Consider the following 20,619-nt stretch of genomic DNA (forward strand, 5'->3'; position numbering starts at 1 on the left):
GTGCGGGCCCCGGCCCGGTGATGCTCGATCCGACGCCTGCCGGGTGGGACCGGCGGCGTCGGTGAATCTACGAGCGGAGATTGGTCAGGCGGGGACGATGTTCTCCGCCTGCGGGCCCTTCTGGCCCTGCGTGACGTCGAACGTCACCTTCTGGCCCTCCTGCAGCTCACGGAAGCCGGAGGCGTTGATGTTCGAGTAGTGGGCGAAGACGTCGGCGCCGCCGCCGTCCTGCTCGATGAAGCCGAAGCCCTTTTCCGAGTTGAACCACTTCACGGTACCGGTGGCCATGTTGTTCTCCTTGAACAGGTAGCAGCTCCCATTCCGAGAACACCTCGGTAAAACAATAATGCGCCTGAGGAACATTCCCGTCAGGCGCACATAAAGTCTATGGGTACCAAAACTGCAACGCTGCCACTCTAGCACGCACCATCAACGCGCGGCGATTCCGTCCAGAACCATGGACAGATACTGGCGCGCGATCTCCTCGGGGCTGTGCCGGCCGCCGGGCCTGTACCAGGACGCGGCGACCCACACGGTGTCGCGGACGAACCGGTACGTGAGCCGGATGTCGAGGTCGGCGCGGAACACGCCGTCGGCGACGCCCCGCTCCAGGGTGGTCAGCCAGCTCTCCTCGAAGCGCCGCTGGGACTCGGTGAGGAACGCGAAGCGGTCCTGGGCGCCGAGCACCTTCGCCTCCCGCTGGTAGATGGCGACGGCGGGGCGGTGCCGGTCGATCTCCCTGAAGGACTCGGTGACCAGTGCCTCCAGCGTCTCGCGGGGGCCGAGGTCGGCGTCGAGCACGGCGTCGTAGCCGGTCCACAGCTCGTCGAGGAAGCCGCGCAGGATCTCCTCCAGCATCGATTCCTTGGAGTCGAAGTGGTAGTAGAGGCTGCCGGCGAGCATGCCCGCGTGGTCGGCGATCTTGCGGACGGTGGTGGCGTTGTAGCCCTGCTCGGCGAAGACCTCGGCCGCGGTGTGGAGCAGTTCGCTGCGGCGCTCGGGGGCGGCGTTGGTCGAAGGGGACTTCTTCTTGGCGGGCTTCGTGGACTTCGTAGGCACGGGCCCATTGTCGCGGGCGTCACAGCCACTGGGCGAAGTGGTCCACGGTTTCCCCCGGCGCGGTCCCCGACGTGCCGCCGCAGGACGCGGCGGTGCTACGCGCCCGGGTGCCACGCCTTCGGCCAGTCCGTGCCGCGCAGGCGGGCGTCGAGGCCGCCGTCGGCGCAGAAGACGGAGCCGACGCAGTACGCGGACTTCGGGGAGAGCAGGAACTCGACGAGTTCGGCGATCTCCTCGGGGCGTCCCGCTCGGCCCGCCGGGATCGAGGCGAGGAATTGGCGGATGCCCTCGGCGGTCGCCGGGTCGTCGGCGGCGGCGCGGGTCATCGGGGTGTCGATGTAGCCGGGCGCGACCGCGTTCAGGCGGATGCCGTCGGCCTGGAAGTCGGCGGCGCGGGTGCGGGCGTACCAGGCGAGGGCGGCCTTCGTGGCGGGGTAGGCGCCGAGGCCGCCGTCGCCCGCGCCCGCCTCGTCGGCGACACGGCGGGCCTCGGTCTCGTCGCCCGCGAGACAGGCGTGGGCGACGTGTTCCGGCCAGTCGGGCTGGGTGGTCGTCGAGTTGGAGGACGCGAGCACGACGGACGAGGTCCCGGCGGCGCCGAGTGCCGGGCGCAGGCCCTCCACCAGGCGGATCGCGCCGAAATAGTTGACCGACACCAGCAGGCTCGACGGGCGGCCCGCGCCGCCCGCGAGCCCGGCGAAGGGCAGCAGCCCGTCGAGCCGGCCGTCGCAGAGCCGGGTGATCTCGGCGACGGCGTGCTCACGCCCTTCGGGGGTGCCGAGGTCGGCGGTGACGTCGGCGTTCTTGAGGTCGACGCCGATGACCGTGTGGCCCTGGGCGCGCAACCGCTCGGTGAGCGTGGCGCCCATGCCGGATCCGGCTCCGGTGACGGCGATCGTGGGCATGTGCTCCTCCAGGTGTCCGAAGTCGTCGGTGCTCGCCGGTACTCGTCAGTACTCGACCTGCACATGATCCGTCGTCGGCAGCGGGACGAGGGAAACGGCCTCCCGGGCGACGGAGTTGACGAGCTACCAGCGCGGCGCCGACCGGCAGGGGGGCGGTTCACTTCTCGTCGGCTCCCTCGCCCCTGCCGCCTCCGCCGCTCGGCGTCGACACGGGCATGCGGCCGGCCGACGCGCCCCCGTCCGCTGCGACCTCGGCGCCGGTGAGGTACGAGGCGTCATCGGAGGCCAGGAAGGCGACCAGCCGCGCGACCTCCTCCGGCCGTCCGATACGTCCGAGCGCGGCGGCGGGGTGCTCGCTCGTCCCCAGGTGCGCGGTCATGGCGGTGTCGATGGCGCCGGGGAGCACGGCGTTCACGCGGATGCCGTCGCCGCCCAGCTCCAGCGCGGCGGTCCGGCTCAGCCCCCGCAGCCCCCACTTCGCGGCGCCGTACGCCCCGTGCGCCCAGATCCCCTGCACCCCGGCCTGCGACGAGATGTTCACGATGGCCCCGCCCCGCGCCCCGGCCTTCATGGCGGGCACGGCGGCCTGTATCCCGAGGAACGGCCCGACGAGATCCACCTTGAGGATCCGCTCCAGCTGAGCGGGGTCCTCGTCGAGGATCGGTGAGGTGGTGTAGATGGCGGCGTTGTTGACGAGGACGTCGAGGGTTCCGTAGGTGTCGAGGGTGAGGGTGACGGCGTGGGCCCAGGAGTCGGGGTCGGTGACGTCGAGCGGCACGAACCGGGCGTGCTCGCCGAGATCTTCGGCGACCTTCCGCCCTTCGTCGACGAGAACGTCACCGAGCACGACACGGGCCCCGCGCCGCACGAACTCCCGGGCGATGGCCTCCCCCATTCCACGGGCGGCCCCGGTCACCAGGGCGACCGTCCCTGCCAGTTGCCCTCGCGGCGTCTCAGTCATCGCGGCGCACCTCCCACTCCGTCGCTGTTTCGGACTGTTCTCCGGCCGGGCGGTGCGCTCAGAGCCGCTCGATGATCGTGACGTTGGCCTGGCCGCCGCCTTCGCACATGGTCTGGAGGCCGAACCGGCCGCCGGTGCGCTCCAGTTCGTGCAGCAGGGTCGTCATCAGCCTGGTGCCGGTGGCGCCGAGCGGGTGGCCGAGGGCTATCGCGCCGCCGTTGACGTTGACCTTCTCGGGGTCGGTGCCGGTCTCCTTGAGCCAGGCGAGGACGACGGGCGCGAACGCCTCGTTGATCTCGACGAGGTCGATGTCGTCCATGCTCAGCCCGGTCTTCTTGAGCGCGTAGGCGGTCGCCGGGATGGGCGCGGACAGCATCCGGATGGGGTCCTCGCCGCGTACGGAGAGGTGGTGGACGCGGGCCCGGGGCGTGAGTCCGTGCTCCCGTACGGCCTGTTCGGAGGCGAGCAGCATGGCGGCGGCGCCGTCGGAGACCTGCGAGGAGCAGGCGGCGGTGATGGTGCCGCCCTCGACGACCGGGGTCAGGCCCGCCATCTTCTCCAGGGTCGTGTCCCGGCGCGGCCCCTCGTCGACGGTGACGTCCCCGTAGGCGACGGTCTCCTTGGCGAAGCGGCCCTCGTCGATGGCGCGCAGGGCCCGCTGGTGCGAGCGGAGCGCCCACTGCTCCTGGTCCTGCCGTGTGATGCCCCACTTCTCGGCGATGAGTTCGGCGCCGTGGAACTGGTTGACGGGCGCGTCGCCGTAGCGGGCGCGCCAGCCCTCGCTGCCCAGGTAGGGGCCTTCGGTGAGGCCGAGGGGTTCGGCGGCCTGCCGGGAGGCGAAGGCGATGGGGATCATCGACATGTTCTGCGTGCCGCCCGCGACGACGAGGTCCTGGGTGCCGGAGAGCACGCCCTGCGCGGCGAAGTGGACCGCCTGCTGGGAGGAGCCGCACTGCCGGTCGACGGTGACTCCGGGCACCTCTTCGGGGAGCCCCGCGGCGAGCCAGCAGGTGCGGGCGATGTCGCCGGCCTGCGGCCCCACCGTGTCGAGGCAGCCGAAGACGACGTCCTCGACGGCGGCGGGATCGACGCCGCTGCGCGCGACGAGCTCCTTCAGGACGTGGGCGCCCAGGTCGGCGGGGTGGACGGCGCTGAGCCCGCCCCTGCGCCGCCCGACGGGGGTGCGGACCGCGTCGACGATGTAGGCCTCGGCCATGGCACTTCAACTCCTGTCTTGTTGAGCATGGTTGGGTCGGGCTATGCCGTCGAGCACCATCGCCAGGTACTCGCGGGCGATCTCCTCGGGGCTGTGCCGGCCGCCGGGCCGGTACCAGGACGCGGCGACCCACACGGTGTCGCGGACGAACCGGTACGTGAGCCGGATGTCGAGGTCGGCGCGGAACGCCCCGGCGGCCACGCCTTCCTGGAGCGTGGTCAGCCAGGTCTGCTCGAGCTTGCGCTGCGACGCGGCGAGGAACGCGAACCGCTCCCGTGCGGCCAGCGCCTTGGACTCCTTCTGGTAGATGACGACGGCGGGCCCGTGCCGGTCGATCTCCCGGAACGACTCGGTGACCAGGGCGCGCACCGTCTCCCGCGGACCGTGTCCGGCGGCGAGCACGGTGTCGTAGCGGTCCCACAGCTCGTCGAGGAAGCCGCGCAGGATCTCCTCGACGATGGAGTCCTTGGAGTCGAAGTGGTAGTAGAGGCTGCCCGCGAGCATCCCGGCGGCGTCGGCGATCCGGCGCACGGTGGTGGCGTCGTAGCCGTGCGCGGCGAACACCTCGGCCGCCGTGGCGAGGAGTTCGCGACGCCGCTCGGGCGAGGGGCTCATGCGCGCTGGCTGCTGACGGAGACGGTCTCGCCGGTCATGTACGAGGAGTAGCCGGAGGCGAGGAAGACCATCACGTTGGCCACCTCCCAGGGTTCCGCGTAGCGGCCGAAGGCCTCCTTCTCGGTCAGCTCGGCGAGGAGTTCCTCGGAGGTGACCTTGACGAGGTGGGGGTGCATGGCGAGGCTCGGCGCCACCGCGTTGACCCGCACGCCGTACTCGGCGCCCTCTATCGCGGCGGTCCTGGTCAGGGCCATCACTCCGGCCTTGGCCGCGGCGTAGTGCGCCTGTCCCGCCTGGGCGCGCCAGCCGATGACGGACGCGTTGTTGACGATCACGCCGGTGCGGCCGGTGTCGCGGAAGGCGCGCAGGGCGGCCCGTACGCAGCGGAACGTCCCGTTCAGCGTGACGTCGAGGACCTTCGTCCACTGCTCGTCGGTCATGTCGACGAGCGCCGAAGTGCCGCCGAGTCCCGCGTTGTTGACGACGATGTCGAGGCCGCCGTGCCGCTCCGCGGTGTGCGCGAAGAGGGCGCGCACCTGCTCCTCGTCGGTGACGTCGCAGGCCGGCGCGGAAACCCGGTCGGCGCCGAACTCCTCGGCGAGCGCCTGCTCGCTCTCCTTGAGGCGGCGGGCGTGCGCGTCGCTGATGACGACGCGGGCGCCCTCCTCCAGGAAGCGGCGCGCGGTGGCGCCGCCGATGCCCGCGCCGGCCGCGGCGGTGATGACTGCGGTGCGCCCCGCGAGCAGCTGGTGCCCTGGCACGTAGTCGGGAGCCGCTGAACTCATACCCGCACCTCTTTCGGGAGGCCTCGACGCTGTCCACGCCCATAAGCTAACCTACCAAACACTTGTTAGGGAAGGGTGTCCGATGCCAACAGTCCTTTACGAGCTCAGGGGCCGGGTCGTGTACGTGACGACGAACCGGCCGAGGTGCCGCAACGCGCAGAACTCCGTGACGAAGGAGGCGGGCACGCGGTGAACCTGGACTTCACGCCGGATCAGGACGCGTTCCGGGAGGAGGCGCGGGCGTGGCTGGCCGCCCATGTGCCCGCCGATCCGCTGCCGTCGCTGGAGACCGCCGAGGGCTTCGCGGCCCACCGCGCGTGGGAGGCGGAGATGTACGCCGACCGCTGGTCCGTGGTGTCGTGGCCCGAGGAGTTCGGCGGCCGGGGCGTCGACATCGTCAAGTGGCTGATCTTCGAGGAGGAGTACTACGCGGCGGGGGCGCCGGGCCGCGTCTCGCAGAACGGCATCAACCTCCTCGCCCCGACCCTCTTCGACCACGCCACCGACGAGCAGCGGGCGCGGGTGCTGCCGTCGATGGCGAGCGGCGGGACGATCTGGGCTCAGGCGTGGTCGGAGCCGGAGGCCGGCTCGGACCTGGCGTCACTGCGCTCCCGGGCGGTCCGCACGGACGGCGGCTGGCTGCTGCGCGGCCAGAAGACGTGGTCGTCGCGGGCCGCGTTCGCGGACCGCGCCTTCGGCATCTTCCGCACGGACCCGGAGGCGGCGAAACCGCACCACGGGCTCACGTACCTGATGTTCGACCTGCGCGCCCCGGGGGTCACGGTCCGGCCGATCGGCCGCATCGACGGCAAGCCCGCCTTCGCGGAGCTGTTCCTGGACGACGTGTTCGTGCCGGACGAGGACGTGATCGGCGAGGTCGGCAACGGCTGGCGGATCGCCATGTCGACGACGGGCAACGAGCGGGGCCTGATGCTCCGCTCCCCCGGCCGCTTCCTCGCGTCGGCGGACCGGTTGCGCGCGCTGTGGCGGGAGCGGGGCGCGGATCCGGCGCTGCGGGACCGGGTGGCGGACGCGGTGGTCGGGGCGCGGGCGTACCAGCTGTTCACGTACGGCAACGCGTCGCGGTTCGCGGCGGGCGAGAGGATCGGGGCGGAGTCGAGCCTGAACAAGGTGTTCTGGTCGGAGTACGACATCGCGCTGCACGAGACGGCGCTCGAACTGCTCGGCCCGGACGGGGAGTTGGCGGACGGCGAGTGGGCCGAGGGGTATGTGTTCTCGCTCGCCGGTCCGATCTACGCGGGCACGAACGAGATCCAGCGCGACATCATCGCCGAGCGGCTGCTCGGCCTGCCGAAGGGACGCCGCTGATGAGGTTCCTCCTGGACGCGGAGCAGGCGGAGTTCGGCCGCACGCTCGACCGGATGCTGGGCGCGGCGGACACGCCCGCGGCGATCCGGGCGTGGGCGGGCGGCGACGCGGGGCCCGGACGGGCGCTGTGGGGGCGGCTCGCGGAGGCGGGCGTCTTCGCGCTGGCCGTCCCGGAACCGTACGAGGGGGTGGGCCCGCTGCCCGTCGAGCTGGCGGTGTCGTACGTGGAGCTGGGCCGGCACGCGGTGCCGGGGCCCGTAGTCGAGACGGCGGCGGTGGCGGCGCTGCTCGACGGGACGGAGGCGGCGAAGGAGTGGCTGCCGCGGATCGCGGCGGGGGACGTGGTGGTGACGCTGGCCTCGGGTCCGTACGCCCTGGACGCGGACACGGCGGACGCGGTGTTCGTGACGGACGGCGACGGCACGGTGCGGCTGGCCGCCGGGCACGGTCCGCTTCGCGGGTCGGCGGATCCGGCGCGTCGGCTGTTCGTGCCGGACGGGGGCGGGGAGGTGGTGGCGCGGGGCGCGAAGGTACGGGAGGCGGCGGACCTGGCGTCGCTGCTCACGGCGGCGCAGTCGCTCGGGGTCGGCCTGGAACTCCTCCGCCGCACGGTCGAATACGTACGTCAGCGCGAACAGTTCGGCGTCCCGGTCGGCACGTTCCAGGCGGTGAAGCACCGCCTGGCGGACGCGCTGGTGGGGTTGGAGTTCGCCCGCCCGCTGCTCTTCGGCGCGGCGCTGTCGATGACGTCGTCGGACATCGCGGCGGCGAAGCTGGCGGCGGGCGAGGCGGCCTACGCTACGGCGCGCGCCGCGCTCCAACTCCACGGCGCGGTCGGCTACACGGAGGAGCTCGACCTGTCCCTGTGGCTCCGCAAGGCACGCCCTCTGCGGGACGCGTGGGGCACCCCGTCGGCGTGCCGCGACCGGGTCCTCGGGTAGCGGCCACGGGGCCGGAATTCCAGCCCCTGCGGCGTTTGAGCAGCGGGGTCCGGGGCGGAGCCCCGAGGGCGTGACGCCGGTTCCGCGCAACAAGGACACCGGTCGCCCAGTCGCACAGACGCTCGCTTAATCTGTGCCGCATGAAACGCGCGGGCTGCCTGCTCCTCTCCTTCGTCGCCGTGGCCCCACTCGCCACGGCCGCCGTCTACTTCCTGTCGCCGGACGACAAGCAGGACGACGGGGCGGGCACCCGCCCCACCGCCTCCGCCCCGGCCCACCCCGGCAACCAGTCGGAAGCGGAGCGCGAGGCCGACGACAAGGTGATCGCGAGCCTCCCGCCCGGCCTCGCCGCCCCTGCCAAGAAGGAGCTGGCCCAGCGCATCGTGGCGAGCGCAGAGAACTCGACGCTCAACTGGCGGGACCAGTACGGCTACATCGAGGACATCGGCGACGGCCAGGGCTACACCGCCGGCATCATCGGCTTCTGCACCGGCACCCACGACCTCCTCACCCTGGTCGAGCGCTACACGAAGTCCCACCCGGACAACGGACTGGCCCGCTACCTCCCCGCCCTCCGCAAGGTCGACGGCACCGACTCCCACAAGGGCCTCGACCCCGGTTTCACGACGGCGTGGAAGCAGGAGGCGAAGCGGAAGGCGTTCCGCGACGTCCAGGAGAAGGAGCGCGACCGCGGCTACTTCGACCCGGCGGTCCGCCTCGCCAAGCTCGACGGCCTGGGCACGCTCGGCCAGTTCATCTACTACGACGCGATGGTGCTGCACGGCCCCGGCACGGGCCCGAACGGCTTCTACGGTCTGCGCGAGGCCGCGATGAAGGAGGCGGACACCCCGTCCCAGGGCGGCGACGAGAAGGCGTACCTCGACATCTTCCTCGACCTGCGCCGCAAGGCGATGAAGTCGAAGAACGCGGACCGCGACACCACCCGCATCGACACGGCGCAGCGTCAGTTCCTCTACGACGGCAACCTGTCGCTCAAGACGCCACTGACGTGGAAGGTCTACGGCGAGACCTTCCACATCCCGGCTTGAACGGGCCGAACGCACCGCGACGCCCGCCCAGGCGTCCGGTCGGGGACTGTAGGGCGAGCGTCGCGCTCTGTTCCGTACGCCGTTGTACGGGACGTCTCTAGCGGCGGACCGTCACACGGCCAGCGCGCGGTCCGTCGGGCGGATCGGAGCCGGGAGCTCGGAGGCGCCGGTCAGGTAGCGGTCCACACCGCGGGCGGCCGAGCGGCCCTCCGCGATGGCCCACACGATGAGGGACTGGCCGCGGCCCGCGTCACCGGCGACGAAGACACCGGGGACGTTGGTCTGGAACTCGTCGTCGCGGGCGACGTTGCCGCGCACGTCGAGCTCGAGGCCGAACTGGGAGACGAGGCCGTTCTCCTGGTCGGTGCCGGTGAAGCCCATCGCGAGGGTGACCAGCTGCGCCGGGATCTTCCGCTCGGTGCCGGGCTTGTTGACGAGCTTGCCGTCGACGAACTCGACCTCGGAGAGGTGCAGCCACTGGACGTTGCCGTCCTCGTCGCCCTCGAAGTGGGTGGTGCCCGCCGAGTAGATGCGCTCGCCGCCCTCCTCGTGCGCGGAGGTGACCTTGTAGAGCATCGGGAACGTCGGCCACGGCTGCGTGGTCGTGTCCCGCTCCTCGTTGGGCCGCGGCATGATCTCCAGCTGCGTCACCGAGGCGGCGCCCTGGCGGTGGGCGGTGCCCACGCAGTCGGCGCCGGTGTCGCCGCCGCCGATCACGACGACGTGCTTGCCCTCGGCGGTGATGGGCGGCTGGACGTAGTCGCCCTCCTGCACCTTGTTGGAGAGCGGCAGGTACTCCATGGCGAAGTGGATGCCGTTCAGCTCGCGGCCCGGGACCGGGAGATCACGGGACACGGTCGCGCCCGCGGCCACGACCACGGCGTCGTACCGCTTGCGCAGGCCCGCCGCGTCGATGTCGCGGCCGACCTCGACGCCGGTGCGGAACTTGGTGCCCTCCGCGCGCATCTGCTCGATGCGGCGGTTGATGTGGCGCTTCTCCATCTTGAACTCGGGGATGCCGTAGCGGAGCAGGCCGCCGATGCGGTCGGCACGCTCGTAGACGGCGACCGTGTGGCCGGCCCGCGTCAGCTGCTGGGCGGCGGCCAGACCGGCCGGGCCCGAGCCGATGACGGCGACGGTCTTGCCCGAGAGGCGCTCGGGGACCTGCGGGGCGACGTCGCCCGTGTCCCACGCCTTGTCGATGATCGAGACCTCGACGTTCTTGATGGTGACCGGCGGCTGGTTGATGCCGAGCACACACGCCGACTCGCAGGGAGCGGGGCACAGGCGGCCCGTGAACTCCGGGAAGTTGTTCGTGGCGTGCAGCCGCTCGGAGGCGGCGGCCCAGTCCTCGCGGTACGCGTAGTCGTTCCACTCGGGGATCAGGTTCCCGAGCGGGCAGCCGTTGTGGCAGAACGGGATGCCGCAGTCCATGCAGCGGGACGCCTGCTTGCTGATGATGGGCAGCAGGGACCCGGGAACGTAGACCTCGTTCCAGTCCTTGACGCGCTCCTCGACCGGGCGGGTCTCGGCGACCTCGCGCCCGTGGTTCAGAAAGCCCTTGGGATCAGCCATTGGTCGCCGCCTCCATCATCTTCTCGGTGATCTCGGTCTCGGAGAGACCGGCTCGCTCGGCGGCGTCCTTGGCGGCGAGCACTGCCTTGTACGTGCTGGGGATGATCTTCGTGAACCGGGTCAGCGAGGTGTCCCAGTCGGCCAGGAGCTTCTCGGCGACGGTGGAGCCGGTCTCCTCCTGGTGGCGGCGCACGACGTCGTGCAGCCACTGCTTGTCGGTGTCGTCGAGGGGCTCGACGGCCGACTTGTTCCCGGCGTTGAGGTTGTCCGGGTCCATGTCGATGACGTACGCGATGCCGCCGGACATGCCCGCCGCGAAGTTGCGGCCCGTCTCGCCGAGGATCACCGCGTGGCCGCCGGTCATGTACTCGCAGCCGTGGTCGCCCACGCCCTCCGAGACCACCGTGGCACCGGAGTTGCGGACGCAGAAGCGCTCGCCGGTGCGGCCCCGCAGGAACAGCTCGCCGCCCGTCGCGCCGTACGCGATGGTGTTGCCGGCGATCGTCGAGTACTCGGCGAGGTGGTCGGCGCCGCGGTCCGGGCGGACGATGATCCGGCCGCCGGAGAGGCCCTTGCCGACGTAGTCGTTGGCGTCGCCCTCCAGGCGCAGCGTCACACCGCGCGGCACGAACGCGCCGAAGGACTGGCCCGCGGAGCCGGTGAAGGTGATGTCGATGGTGTCGTCGGGCAGGCCCGCGCCACCGAACTTCTTCGTCACCTCGTGGCCGAGCATGGTGCCGACCGTGCGGTTGATGTTGCGGATCGCGACCTGGGCGCGCACCGGCTGGGCGTCCGTCTGGTCGTCCGCGGCCAGGGCGTCGGCGGCGAGCTTGATCAGCTCGTTGTCGAGCGCCTTCTCCAGGCCGTGGTCCTGCTCGACGATCCGGTGACGGACGGCGCCGTCGGGCAGGTCCGGCACGTGGAACAGCGGCTCGAGGTCGAGGCCCTGCGCCTTCCAGTGGTTCACGGCCCGCTCGGTGTCGAGGAGTTCGGCGTGGCCGACGGCCTCCTCGATGGAGCGGAAGCCCAGCTCGGCGAGGAGCTCGCGGACCTCCTCGGCGATGAACTGGAAGAAGTTGACGACGTACTCGGCCTTGCCGGAGAACCGCTCGCGCAGCGTCGGGTTCTGGGTGGCGATGCCGACCGGGCAGGTGTCGAGGTGGCAGACGCGCATCATGACGCAGCCGGAGACGACGAGCGGCGCGGTCGCGAAACCGAACTCCTCGGCGCCGAGCAGCGCGGCGATCAGCACGTCGCGGCCGGTCTTCAGCTGGCCGTCGGTCTGCACGACGATGCGGTCGCGCAGGCCGTTGAGCAGCAGCGTCTGCTGGGTCTCGGCGAGGCCGAGCTCCCAGGGGCCACCGGCGTGCTTCAGCGACGTGAGCGGCGAGGCGCCCGTGCCGCCGTCGTGGCCGGAGATCAGGACGACGTCCGCGTGCGCCTTGGACACACCGGCCGCGACCGTGCCCACGCCGACCTCGGAGACCAGCTTCACGTGGATGCGGGCCTGCGGGTTGGCGTTCTTGAGGTCGTGGATCAGCTGAGCCAGGTCCTCGATGGAGTAGATGTCGTGGTGCGGCGGCGGGGAGATGAGGCCCACGCCCGGCGTCGAGTGACGCGTCTTGGCGACCCACGGGTAGACCTTGTGTCCCGGCAGCTGGCCGCCCTCGCCGGGCTTGGCGCCCTGGGCCATCTTGATCTGGATGTCGTCGGAGTTGACCAGGTACTCCGAGGTCACGCCGAAGCGGCCGGAGGCGACCTGCTTGATCGACGAGCGGCGCGCCGGGTCGTACAGGCGCTCCGGGTCCTCGCCGCCCTCACCGGTGTTGGACTTGCCGCCCAGCTGGTTCATGGCGATGGCGAGGGTCTCGTGGGCCTCGCGCGAGATGGAGCCGTACGACATGGCTCCGGTCGAGAACCGCTTGACGATCTCGGACGCGGGCTCGACCTCGTCGATGGAGATCGGGGTGCGGCCCTCGGACTTGAAGCCGAACAGTCCGCGCAGCGTCATCAGGCGCTCGGACTGCTCGTTCACGCGGTCCGTGTACTTCTTGAAGATGTCGTAGCGGCGCGAGCGGGTCGCGTGCTGGAGGCGGAAGACCGTCTCCGGGTCGAACAGGTGCGGCTCGCCCTCGCGGCGCCACTGGTACTCGCCACCGATGTCGAGCGCGCGGTGCGCGGGCGCGATGCCGGAGGCGGGGTACGCCTTGGCGTGCCGGGCGGCGACCTCCTCGGCGATGACGCGCAGGTCGGCGCCGCCGATCTTGGTGGTGGTGCCGTTGAAGTACTTCTCGACGAAGGCCTCGTCGAGGCCGACGGCCTCGAAGACCTGGGCGCCGCGGTAGGAGGCGACGGTCGAGATGCCCATCTTGGACATGACCTTGAGGACGCCCTTGCCGAGCGCGTAGATCAGGTTGCGGATCGCCTGCTCGGGCTCGATGTCCTGGAGGAAGGTGCCGGCGCGGACCAGGTCCTCGACGGACTCCATCGCGAGGTACGGGTTGACCGCCGCGGCGCCGAAGCCGATGAGCAGGGCGACGTGGTGGACCTCGCGGACGTCACCGGCCTCGACGAGCAGACCCACCTTGGTGCGCTGCTTCGTACGGATGAGGTGGTGGTGGACGGCCGCGGTGAGCAGCAGCGACGGGATCGGCGCGTGCTCGGCGTCGGAGTGCCGGTCGGAGAGCACGATGAGGCGGGCGCCGGCCTCGATGGCGGCGTCGGCCTCGGCGCAGATCTCGTCGATCCGGGCGGCGAGTGCCTCGCCGTCGCCGTGCACCCGGTAGAGGCCGGACAGGGTCACGGCCTTCATGCCGGGCATGTCGCCGTCGGCGTTGATGTGGATGAGCTTGGCCAGCTCGTCGTTGTCGATCACCGGGAACGGCAGGGTGACCGCGCGGCACGTGGCGGCCGTGGGCTCCAGGAGGTTGCTGCCGGGGCCGAGCGGCGAGCGCAGCGAGGTGACGAGCTCCTCGCGGATGGCGTCCAGCGGCGGGTTGGTGACCTGCGCGAACAGCTGCGTGAAGTAGTCGAAGAGCAGCCGCGGGCGGGCGGACAGCGCCGCGATCGGGGTGTCCGTGCCCATCGAGCCGATCGGCTCGGCGCCGGCCTTGGCCATCGGCGCGAGGAGGATGCGGAGCTCTTCCTCGGTGTAGCCGAAGGTCTGCTGGCGGCGCGTGACGGAGGCGTGCGTGTGCACGATGTGCTCGCGCTCGGGGAGGTCGGAGAGCTCGATCTCGCCGGCCTCGAGCCACTCCTCGTAGGGGTGCTCGGCGGCGAGGGCGGACTTGATCTCGTCGTCCTCGATGATGCGGTGCTCGGCGGTGTCCACGAGGAACATCCGGCCAGGCTGGAGGCGGCCCTTCTTGACGACCTTGGCCGGGTCGATGTCGAGGACGCCGACCTCGGAGCCGAGGACGACGAGGCCGTCGTCGGTCACCCAGTAACGCCCTGGACGCAGACCGTTGCGGTCGAGAACGGCGCCGACCTGGGTGCCGTCGGTGAAGGTGACGCAGGCCGGGCCGTCCCAGGGCTCCATGAGGTTGGAGTGGTACTGGTAGAAGGCGCGCCGGGCCGGGTCCATGGAGGCGTGGTTCTCCCAGGCCTCCGGGATCATCATCAGGACGCTGTGCGGCAGCGAACGGCCGCCGAGGTGCAGCAGCTCGAGGACCTCGTCGAAGGACGCGGAGTCGGAGGCGTCCGGCGTACAGACCGGGAAGATCCGCTCGAGGTTGTCCGCGCCGCCGAAGAGGTCGGAGGCGAGCTGGGACTCGCGGGCGCGCATCCAGTTGCGGTTGCCCTTGACGGTGTTGATCTCACCGTTGTGGGCGACGAAGCGGTACGGGTGCGCGAGCGGCCACGACGGGAAGGTGTTCGTGGAGAACCGGGAGTGCACGAGCGCGATCGCGGACGCGAAGCGGCGGTCGGACAGGTCCGGGAAGAAGGGCTCGAGCTGGCCGGTGGTCAGCATGCCCTTGTAGACGATCGTGCGGGCGGAGAGCGACGGGAAGTACACGTCGGCCTCGCGCTCGGCGCGCTTGCGCAGCACGAACGCCTTGCGGTCGAGCGCGATGTCCCGACAAGCAGCAGTGCTGCCGTCCGCGACGAAGAGCTGGCGGAAGGCCGGCATCGTCGAGCGGGCCATGGAGCCGAGCATCTGCGGAGCGACCGGGACCTCGCGCCAGCCGAGGACGTTCAGGCCCTCCTCGGACGCGATCGTCTCGATCTTCGAGACGTAGTCCTCCGTGCCCTCCTCGGGCAGGAAGGCGATACCGACGGCGTACGCACCGGCCTCGGGGAGGTCGAAGTCGACCACCTCGCGCAGGAAGGCGTCCGGAACCTGGGACAGGATGCCCGCGCCGTCGCCCGAGTCGGGCTCGGAGCCGGTGGCACCGCGGTGTTCCAGGTTTCGCAGAACGGTCAGCGCCTGCTCGACCAGCGTGTGGCTCGCCTCGCCGGTGAGGGTGGCCACGAAACCGACGCCGCAGGCGTCGTGTTCGTTACGCGGGTCGTACATGCCCTGGGCAGCAGGGCGAGCATCCATGTGCGACCAGGTCTGGCCGCTGTTGGAATGCTGGGACGGCTGGCGCGAGGTACGCATCGGCTCTCCCGTCGTCGTCGTGGCAAGGTACGTGCCGAGGGACGACGTTGGCCCTCTGCGGAGAAGTGCAGCTCAAAAAATTTCGTGCAGATTACATGATGGGGCGGTTCTCGGGAACCGGATACTTCGTTCCAACATGCGGACACCGCGGGTGGCGGCGGGAGAGGCCTCGCCGGGCAGATCGTTGACCGAGGGCCGGGGTGGTGCAGGGTGCGCCGCGGGCCTCATTGCCCCCAGCGCTTACGGCTCATGCCCCGTGGTCAAGTAATCGAAACCGCGCGGTAACGACTACTTATGCAAGGCGCTGTATAGGCATCTTCAGGCCACGGCCCCGACCCGTCAACCAGCAAAAGTCCCGAAAACCGTTCCCAGGAGATACGTCACACCCGCCGCGGCACCACCGAGAGCCAGCTGACGCAGCCCGCTGAACCACCAGGAGCGCGCCGTCACCTTGGCCACGACGGCCCCGCAGGCGAACAGGCCGAGGAGCGCGAGCACCACGGCGGGCCACAGCGCGCTCGCCCCGAGCAGATAGGGCAGCACCGGGATCAGCGCGCCGAGCGCGAACGATCCGAAGGACGAGACGGCCGCGACCATCGGCGAGGGCAGATCGCCCGGGTCGATGCCCAGCTCCTCGCGGGCGTGTATCTCCAGGGCCTGCTCGGGGTCGCGGGAGAGCTGCATGGCGACCTCGTGCGCGAGCTTCGGCTCCACACCGCGGGAGACGTACAGCTCGGCGAGCTCCTTCTCCTCGTCGGCCGGGTGCTTGCGCAGCTCGCGGCGCTCCACGTCCAGTTCGGCCTCGACCAGCTCGCGCTGGGAGGCCACCGACGTGTACTCGCCGGCCGCCATGGAGAAGGCTCCGGCGGCGAGGCCCGAGAGGCCGGTGATGATGATCGTCTGCTGCGAGACGGCGCCGCCCGCGACACCGGCCATCAGCGCGAAGTTGGAGACGAGCCCGTCCATCGCGCCGAAGACCGCGGGGCGCAGCCAGCCACCGTTGACGTCGCGGTGGGTGTGGTTGTCCCGGTGGGCGTCGTGCAGATCCGCCCCGGTCTCGATGATGGCCATGCTCGTGTACCCCGCTCCCCTTCGACTGCTGTTCTACGCATCCGAAAGTACGCGCGGAAAATCTTCGCTGCCAGCAAGGAAGGCCGTACTTACCTGCGGTTTTGCACCCTGCGCAACGCTCTGACCTCCCTCTTCCCGAAGCGGCCAGTGACCTGGATCACATGAAACGCGCGTTGACGGGCGGGTGACGAGGGAGCACCATCCGTAAACGTTTCCAGCTACGGAAAACGTTTACAGCAGAGGGGGTGGAGCGCGGTGCCGAAGGCGACCACGGGGGCCGGACAGCCGACGATCATCTCCATCGCCGAGCGCGCGGGCGTCTCCATCGCGTCCGTGTCCCGCGTCCTCAACGGGATCGGCGCCCGCCCCGCGACCGTCGAGAAGGTCGAGCGCGCCGCCGCCGAACTCGGCTACGTGCCCAACGCGGTGGCCCGCTCCCTCAAGGACGGCCGCACGCGCCAGCTCACCTTCGCGATGCCCGACATCGGCAACCCGGTGTACGTGGCGATGGTCCGCGCCATCCAGTCCGTCGCGAAGGCCGCCGGGTACCGCCTCCTGCTGCACTCCACGGACGCCGTCGCCGAGGACGAACTCGCGGTCCTGCGCAGCCTCGGCGACCGCACGAGCGACGGCCTGATCCTGTGCCCCATCCGCATCACGGACGCCCACGTGGAGGCGCTGCGCACGGCGTCAGGACCGGTCGTCGTCATCGGCTCGCTGCCCAACGGCGTGCCGGTGGACAGCGTGCGCGCCGACTCCGTCGCGGGCGTCGCGCTCGCCGTACGGCACCTGTACGAGACGGGCCGCCGCCGCATCGCCTTCGTCAACGGCCCCGCCGACACGGTCCCCGGACGCAAGCGCGGCGAGGGGTTCCGCAAGGCGCTCGCCGCCTGCGGACTCGACCTCGACCCGGACCTCGTGGTGCACACCGACTTCGGCATCGAGTCGGGGGCCGCCGCCACCGAGGCGCTCCTCGACCTGAAGCCCGACGCGGTGTTCGGCGCCAACGACCAGCTGGCGCTCGGCGCGGCCCGCGCCCTGCACGCGCGCGGGCTGCGGATCCCCGAGGATGTCGCCGTCGCCGGCATGGACGACAGCGTGCTCGCGCAGGCCGGCTGGCCGCCGCTGACCAGCGTCGACCTCGGCTCCACCGAGCGCGGCCTGCGCGCTGCCGAACTGCTCCTGCACCGCCTCGAATCCGCCGCGTCACCCGACTCCCCCGCCTCCCGCACGGCCCGCACCACCACCGCCCCTCCCCGCCTCGTCGTCCGCGCCTCCACGGGCCCGGCGGCGACCGACCGTTGAGACATCGAGGACTGCCATGAGTCTCACCGCGCCCCGGGACAGCGCCGTCCCCGGCAGCCGCGGCACCCCACCGCCCCGTACACCGGGACAGCGCAAGCGCGCGCTGGGCCTGGACAGGGGCGCGTGGTTCCTGCTGATGCCCGCGCTGATCCCGATCCTGATCCTCAGCGTGGTCCCGCTCCTGTACGGCCTGTCGCTCGCGTTCACCGACTCGCAGGCCGGGCGGACCTCCCCCACACAGTTCATCGGCCTGGACAACTTCCTCGACCTGCGCCACGACGCGCTGTTCTGGGAGTCGTTCCGCATCGGCCTGGTGTGGGCGGTGAGCGTCACGGCCCTCCAGTTCGTGCTGGCGCTCGGCCTGGCGCTGCTCCTCGACCAGGACCTGCGTTTCCGGTGGCTGGCCCGGACCCTGGCGCTCGTCCCGTGGGCGATGCCCGAGGTCGTCGTCGGCATCATGTGGCGGCTCGTCTACCACGCGGACGCGGGCGTCCTGAACAAGACGCTGACTCAGCTCGGCCTCATCCACGAGAACGTGGACTGGCTCGCCGACCTCTCCTACGCGCTGCCCGCCGTGATCGTGGTCGGCGTGTGGGCGGGCATGCCGCAGACGACGGTGGTGCTGCTCGCCGGGCTCCAGAACGTGCCGGTCGAACTGCGGGAGGCCGCGCAGCTGGACGGCGCGGGCCTGTGGCGCCGCTTCACGGCCGTCACCTGGCCGGCCATCAGGCCGGTGGTCGTCGCGATCACCGCGCTCAACTTCATCTGGAACTTCAACTCCTTCGGCCTGGTCTACGTGCTGACGCAGGGCGGGCCCGGCGGCCAGACCCGGCTCCCGATGCTGTTCGCGTACGAAGAGGCCTTCAAGTACGGGCAGTTCGGGTACGCCGCCGCGATGGGCCTCGCGATGGTCGCGGTCATCGCGGTCCTGCTCACGCTGTTCCTCCGGAAGAAGCTCAAGGAAGACGCAGAGGGTGCGGAGGCGACGGCATGAGCGCGAGCACGACACTCCCCCGCGCGGCGGGCCGAGCGGGCCAGTACGTGGCACTGCTCTGCTACATGGTCTTCCTCGCCTTCCCGTTCCTGTGGCTGCTCTCCACGTCCTTCAAGTCGCCGCAGGAGCTGGGCTCGATCGACCCGAGCTGGCTGCCCCGGCATCCGAGCCTGGACAACTACCGGTCCGCGTTCGACGCGCAGCCGCTGCTCCGCTCGGCGCTGAACAGCCTGGTCGTCGCGGTGAGCGCCTCCGTGATCTCGGTGGCGATCGCGGTCCCGGCGTCGTACGTGATGGTCCGCTACCGGACCCGTGTGAGCCAGGCGGGCACCGGCTGGATCCTGGTCAGCCAGATGTTCCCGTTCGTGCTGGTGATCATCCCGCTGTTCCTCGTCCTGAAGAACCTGCGCCTGATCGACAGCATCCTCGGCCTGATCATCGTCTACGTCGTCTGGAACCTGCCCTTCTCGCTGTGGATGCTCCAGGGCTACGTGAAGGCGGTGCCGCGCTCCCTCGAAGAGGCCGCGGCGGTGGACGGCGCGGGCCGCCTGCGCACGCTGACCAGCGTGGTGCTGCCGCTCCTCGCCCCCGGCCTCGTGGCGACGCTGATGTTCAGCTTCGTGACGGCCTGGAACGAGTTCTTCTTCGCCCTCGTCCTCCTCAAGTCCCCGGAGAACCAGACGATGTCGGTCATCCTCACCCGCTTCCTCGGCGCCGAGGGCGTCGCCGACCTGGGGCCGCTCGCCGCGGCCTCGGTCCTCGCCACGATCCCCAGCCTCGTCTTCTTCGCACTGCTCCAACGCAGGCTCGTCGGCGGCATGCTCAGCGGGGCGGTGAAGGGCTGATGCGCGTACGGAAGCCCACCGCGGCGGCCGCGTCCGCCCTCTGCCTCGCCCTCCTCGCGGGCTGCTCGGGCTCCGGCTCGGACACGGAGTCGGCCGACGGCACGGTCACCCTGGAATTCCTCAGCCTCGCCTGGCAGAAGGAGTCGATCGAGGCGAACAAGGCCCTGGTCAAGCGGTGGAACGACACCCACACCAAGGTCAAGGTGAAGTATGTCCAGGGCGTCTGGGACAGCATCCACGACCAGCTGCTGACCTCCTTCGAGGGCGGCAAGGCGCCCGACATCTTCCACGACGACGCCTCCGACCTCACCGACTTCGGGCACGGCGGCTACCTCGCCGACCTGAGCCCCTATCTGCCGAAGTCACTGCGCACCGACATCCCGCGGGCGTCCTGGGCCACCACGACGTACGGGAAGAAGATCTACGGCATCCCGTTCCTCCAGGAGCCGCGCGTGCTCGTCGTGAACACCGAGCTCCTGAAGCGGTCGGGGGTGCGGCTGCCCACCGTCCAACACCCGTGGTCCTGGGCCGAGTTCGAGCGCGCGAGCAAGAAGCTCACGCACGACGGGAACGACGACGGGAAACCCGAGCGGTACGGGGTCGCCTGGTCGATGAAGGAGCCCGTCACCCAGTCCGTGAACCTCGCCCGGTCCACCGGCGGCAAGATCTTCTACAAGGACGCCGACGGCAGGAACGAGATCCGCTACGACGCCGCCGACTCGGCCGTCGCCCGCGTGATCAACCGGCAGGTCGACCGGGCGCACACCGCGCCCAGGTCGGCGCTCGGCATGGCGGGCTCCGACACCCTGCCCGGCTTCTTCGCCGGAAAGTACGCGATGCTGCCGCTGAACTTCTCGTTCCGGCAGCAGGTCCAGCAGCAAGCCCCGAAGGGCTTCGACTGGTCCGTCCTGCCGATGCCCGCGGGCTCCGGCGGCCTCGCCCAGGGCGTCGCCCCGCAGACCCTCTCCGTGTCCCAGGACAGCCGGCACAAGAAGGCCGCCACCGCGTTCATCGCCTACCTCACGCGGGCCGACCATCAGGTCCAACTCGCGCGCGGCGACTGGCTGTTGCCGACCAGCCGCGAGGCCCTGAAGGACCCGTCCCTCACCACCGAGAAGTACGGCTGGCGGACCGGCTCCGAGCTGGCCGCCGCGCTGCGCCCCTCGCCGGTGCTCGGGGTCCGCGGCTACGCCGAGTGGAAGGACAAGATCGCCACCCCGGCCTTCCAGGAGTACTACAACGGCGCGTTCGGCGTAACAGAGCTACGCAAACGCCTCGCGGACGACGGCAATCTGATCCTGAACCGCTACCAACGATGAGCACCTGAGGTACCACCAGCACCAGCACGACCCCAGAGATGAGCACGAAC

General features: G+C 70.8%; 17 protein-coding genes. 7 read left to right on the forward strand and 10 right to left on the reverse strand.

Features of this window, described 5'->3' with window-relative positions:
• Nucleotides 1-84: 84 nt before the first annotated feature.
• The 7 genes from ACTWJ8_RS12155 to ACTWJ8_RS12185 all read right to left on the reverse strand — a co-directional run bounded on the left by ACTWJ8_RS12155 (nucleotide 85) and on the right by ACTWJ8_RS12185 (nucleotide 5,541).
• Entirely contained in the window at nucleotides 85-288 is a 204-nt protein-coding gene (locus ACTWJ8_RS12155; RefSeq protein ID WP_306322230.1) for a cold-shock protein, read from the reverse strand.
• A gap of 141 nt (nucleotides 289-429) precedes the next feature.
• Complete coding sequence (locus ACTWJ8_RS12160; protein ID WP_356388112.1) at nucleotides 430-1,059, reverse strand: TetR/AcrR family transcriptional regulator; 630 nt, start codon at nucleotides 1,057-1,059, stop codon at nucleotides 430-432.
• 95 nt (nucleotides 1,060-1,154) lie between these two features.
• The gene (locus ACTWJ8_RS12165; protein WP_443263806.1) at nucleotides 1,155-1,964 is read right to left on the reverse strand and encodes an SDR family oxidoreductase; all 810 of its coding nucleotides are present in this window, start codon (nucleotides 1,962-1,964) and stop codon (nucleotides 1,155-1,157) included.
• A gap of 157 nt (nucleotides 1,965-2,121) precedes the next feature.
• Nucleotides 2,122-2,925 (reverse strand): SDR family NAD(P)-dependent oxidoreductase, encoded by an 804-nt coding sequence (locus tag ACTWJ8_RS12170; RefSeq protein ID WP_443263807.1) that lies wholly within the window; start codon nucleotides 2,923-2,925, stop codon nucleotides 2,122-2,124.
• Nucleotides 2,926-2,983: 58 nt separating this feature from the next.
• Nucleotides 2,984-4,141 (reverse strand): acetyl-CoA C-acetyltransferase, encoded by a 1,158-nt coding sequence (locus ACTWJ8_RS12175; RefSeq protein ID WP_443263808.1) that lies wholly within the window; start codon nucleotides 4,139-4,141, stop codon nucleotides 2,984-2,986.
• Between the two features lie 6 nt (nucleotides 4,142-4,147).
• Nucleotides 4,148-4,756, reverse strand: a complete 609-nt coding sequence (locus ACTWJ8_RS12180) for a TetR/AcrR family transcriptional regulator (protein ID WP_356388104.1) — start codon at nucleotides 4,754-4,756, stop codon at nucleotides 4,148-4,150.
• On the reverse strand, nucleotides 4,753-5,541 hold the full coding sequence (locus tag ACTWJ8_RS12185; RefSeq protein WP_356388102.1) for an SDR family oxidoreductase: 789 nt from the start codon (nucleotides 5,539-5,541) through the stop codon (nucleotides 4,753-4,755). The genes ACTWJ8_RS12180 and ACTWJ8_RS12185 overlap by 4 nt, the downstream gene beginning before the upstream one ends.
• Before the next feature lie 189 nt (nucleotides 5,542-5,730).
• Here ACTWJ8_RS12185 and ACTWJ8_RS12190 point away from each other — a divergent pair, with 189 nt between their 5' ends.
• The 3 genes from ACTWJ8_RS12190 to ACTWJ8_RS12200 all read left to right on the forward strand — a co-directional run bounded on the left by ACTWJ8_RS12190 (nucleotide 5,731) and on the right by ACTWJ8_RS12200 (nucleotide 8,860).
• Nucleotides 5,731-6,870 carry an acyl-CoA dehydrogenase family protein gene (locus tag ACTWJ8_RS12190; RefSeq protein WP_443263809.1) on the forward strand — a complete coding sequence of 380 codons (1,140 nt, stop codon included), beginning with the start codon at nucleotides 5,731-5,733 and terminating at the stop codon, nucleotides 6,868-6,870.
• Nucleotides 6,870-7,811, forward strand: a complete 942-nt coding sequence (locus ACTWJ8_RS12195) for an acyl-CoA dehydrogenase family protein (protein WP_443263810.1) — start codon at nucleotides 6,870-6,872, stop codon at nucleotides 7,809-7,811. The genes ACTWJ8_RS12190 and ACTWJ8_RS12195 overlap by 1 nt, the downstream gene beginning before the upstream one ends.
• Nucleotides 7,812-7,951: 140 nt before the next feature.
• Nucleotides 7,952-8,860: a chitosanase gene (locus ACTWJ8_RS12200; RefSeq protein ID WP_443263811.1), complete on the forward strand. Its 909-nt coding sequence runs from the start codon at nucleotides 7,952-7,954 to the stop codon at nucleotides 8,858-8,860.
• A 111-nt stretch (nucleotides 8,861-8,971) separates the two neighbouring features.
• Here the strand turns inward: ACTWJ8_RS12200 and ACTWJ8_RS12205 are convergent, their stop codons facing one another.
• The 3 genes from ACTWJ8_RS12205 to ACTWJ8_RS12215 form a co-directional block, all read right to left on the reverse strand.
• Nucleotides 8,972-10,435 carry a glutamate synthase subunit beta gene (locus tag ACTWJ8_RS12205; RefSeq protein ID WP_443263812.1) on the reverse strand — a complete coding sequence of 488 codons (1,464 nt, stop codon included), beginning with the start codon at nucleotides 10,433-10,435 and terminating at the stop codon, nucleotides 8,972-8,974.
• Nucleotides 10,428-15,035, reverse strand: coding sequence for a glutamate synthase large subunit (gene gltB / locus ACTWJ8_RS12210; protein ID WP_356388094.1), 4,608 nt, complete (start codon nucleotides 15,033-15,035; stop codon nucleotides 10,428-10,430). The genes ACTWJ8_RS12205 and gltB overlap by 8 nt, the downstream gene beginning before the upstream one ends.
• A gap of 339 nt (nucleotides 15,036-15,374) precedes the next feature.
• Complete coding sequence (locus tag ACTWJ8_RS12215; protein ID WP_443263813.1) at nucleotides 15,375-16,106, reverse strand: VIT1/CCC1 transporter family protein; 732 nt, start codon at nucleotides 16,104-16,106, stop codon at nucleotides 15,375-15,377.
• 255 nt (nucleotides 16,107-16,361) lie between these two features.
• Here ACTWJ8_RS12215 and ACTWJ8_RS12220 point away from each other — a divergent pair, with 255 nt between their 5' ends.
• Genes ACTWJ8_RS12220 through ACTWJ8_RS12235 form a run of 4 tightly spaced genes read left to right on the forward strand, consistent with a single transcriptional unit; the run spans nucleotide 16,362 to nucleotide 20,569 of the window.
• Nucleotides 16,362-17,411: a LacI family DNA-binding transcriptional regulator gene (locus tag ACTWJ8_RS12220; protein WP_443263814.1), complete on the forward strand. Its 1,050-nt coding sequence runs from the start codon at nucleotides 16,362-16,364 to the stop codon at nucleotides 17,409-17,411.
• A gap of 16 nt (nucleotides 17,412-17,427) precedes the next feature.
• Nucleotides 17,428-18,405, forward strand: a complete 978-nt coding sequence (locus ACTWJ8_RS12225; protein WP_443263815.1) for a carbohydrate ABC transporter permease — start codon at nucleotides 17,428-17,430, stop codon at nucleotides 18,403-18,405.
• Nucleotides 18,402-19,250, forward strand: a complete 849-nt coding sequence (locus tag ACTWJ8_RS12230) for a carbohydrate ABC transporter permease (RefSeq protein ID WP_356388086.1) — start codon at nucleotides 18,402-18,404, stop codon at nucleotides 19,248-19,250. The genes ACTWJ8_RS12225 and ACTWJ8_RS12230 overlap by 4 nt, the downstream gene beginning before the upstream one ends.
• Entirely contained in the window at nucleotides 19,250-20,569 is a 1,320-nt protein-coding gene (locus ACTWJ8_RS12235; protein WP_356388084.1) for an ABC transporter substrate-binding protein, read from the forward strand. Before ACTWJ8_RS12230 ends, ACTWJ8_RS12235 begins: the two co-directional genes overlap by 1 nt.
• The last annotated feature ends 50 nt before the right edge of the window (nucleotides 20,570-20,619 follow it).

It is taken from the genome of Streptomyces sp. SDT5-1, from assembly GCF_052245995.1.
GTDB lineage: Bacteria > Actinomycetota > Actinomycetes > Streptomycetales > Streptomycetaceae > Streptomyces.

What these genes read in the sequence shown, in the direction of transcription:
- ACTWJ8_RS12155 (WP_306322230.1), bottom strand. Translation starts at nt 288, where the DNA reads ATGGCCACCGGTACCGTGAAGTGGTTCAACTCGGAAAAGGGCTTCGGC.
- ACTWJ8_RS12165 (WP_443263806.1), bottom strand. Translation starts at nt 1,964, where the DNA reads ATGCCCACGATCGCCGTCACCGGAGCCGGATCCGGCATGGGCGCCACG.
- ACTWJ8_RS12170 (WP_443263807.1), bottom strand. Translation starts at nt 2,925, where the DNA reads ATGACTGAGACGCCGCGAGGGCAACTGGCAGGGACGGTCGCCCTGGTG.
- ACTWJ8_RS12175 (WP_443263808.1), bottom strand. Translation starts at nt 4,141, where the DNA reads ATGGCCGAGGCCTACATCGTCGACGCGGTCCGCACCCCCGTCGGGCGG.
- ACTWJ8_RS12180 (WP_356388104.1), bottom strand. Translation starts at nt 4,756, where the DNA reads ATGAGCCCCTCGCCCGAGCGGCGTCGCGAACTCCTCGCCACGGCGGCC.
- ACTWJ8_RS12185 (WP_356388102.1), bottom strand. Translation starts at nt 5,541, where the DNA reads ATGAGTTCAGCGGCTCCCGACTACGTGCCAGGGCACCAGCTGCTCGCG.
- ACTWJ8_RS12195 (WP_443263810.1), top strand. Translation starts at nt 6,870, where the DNA reads ATGAGGTTCCTCCTGGACGCGGAGCAGGCGGAGTTCGGCCGCACGCTC.
- ACTWJ8_RS12200 (WP_443263811.1), top strand. Translation starts at nt 7,952, where the DNA reads ATGAAACGCGCGGGCTGCCTGCTCCTCTCCTTCGTCGCCGTGGCCCCA.
- ACTWJ8_RS12205 (WP_443263812.1), bottom strand. Translation starts at nt 10,435, where the DNA reads ATGGCTGATCCCAAGGGCTTTCTGAACCACGGGCGCGAGGTCGCCGAG.
- gltB (WP_356388094.1), bottom strand. Translation starts at nt 15,035, where the DNA reads ATGCGTACCTCGCGCCAGCCGTCCCAGCATTCCAACAGCGGCCAGACC.
- ACTWJ8_RS12215 (WP_443263813.1), bottom strand. Translation starts at nt 16,106, where the DNA reads ATGGCCATCATCGAGACCGGGGCGGATCTGCACGACGCCCACCGGGAC.
- ACTWJ8_RS12225 (WP_443263815.1), top strand. Translation starts at nt 17,428, where the DNA reads ATGAGTCTCACCGCGCCCCGGGACAGCGCCGTCCCCGGCAGCCGCGGC.
- ACTWJ8_RS12230 (WP_356388086.1), top strand. Translation starts at nt 18,402, where the DNA reads ATGAGCGCGAGCACGACACTCCCCCGCGCGGCGGGCCGAGCGGGCCAG.
- ACTWJ8_RS12235 (WP_356388084.1), top strand. Translation starts at nt 19,250, where the DNA reads ATGCGCGTACGGAAGCCCACCGCGGCGGCCGCGTCCGCCCTCTGCCTC.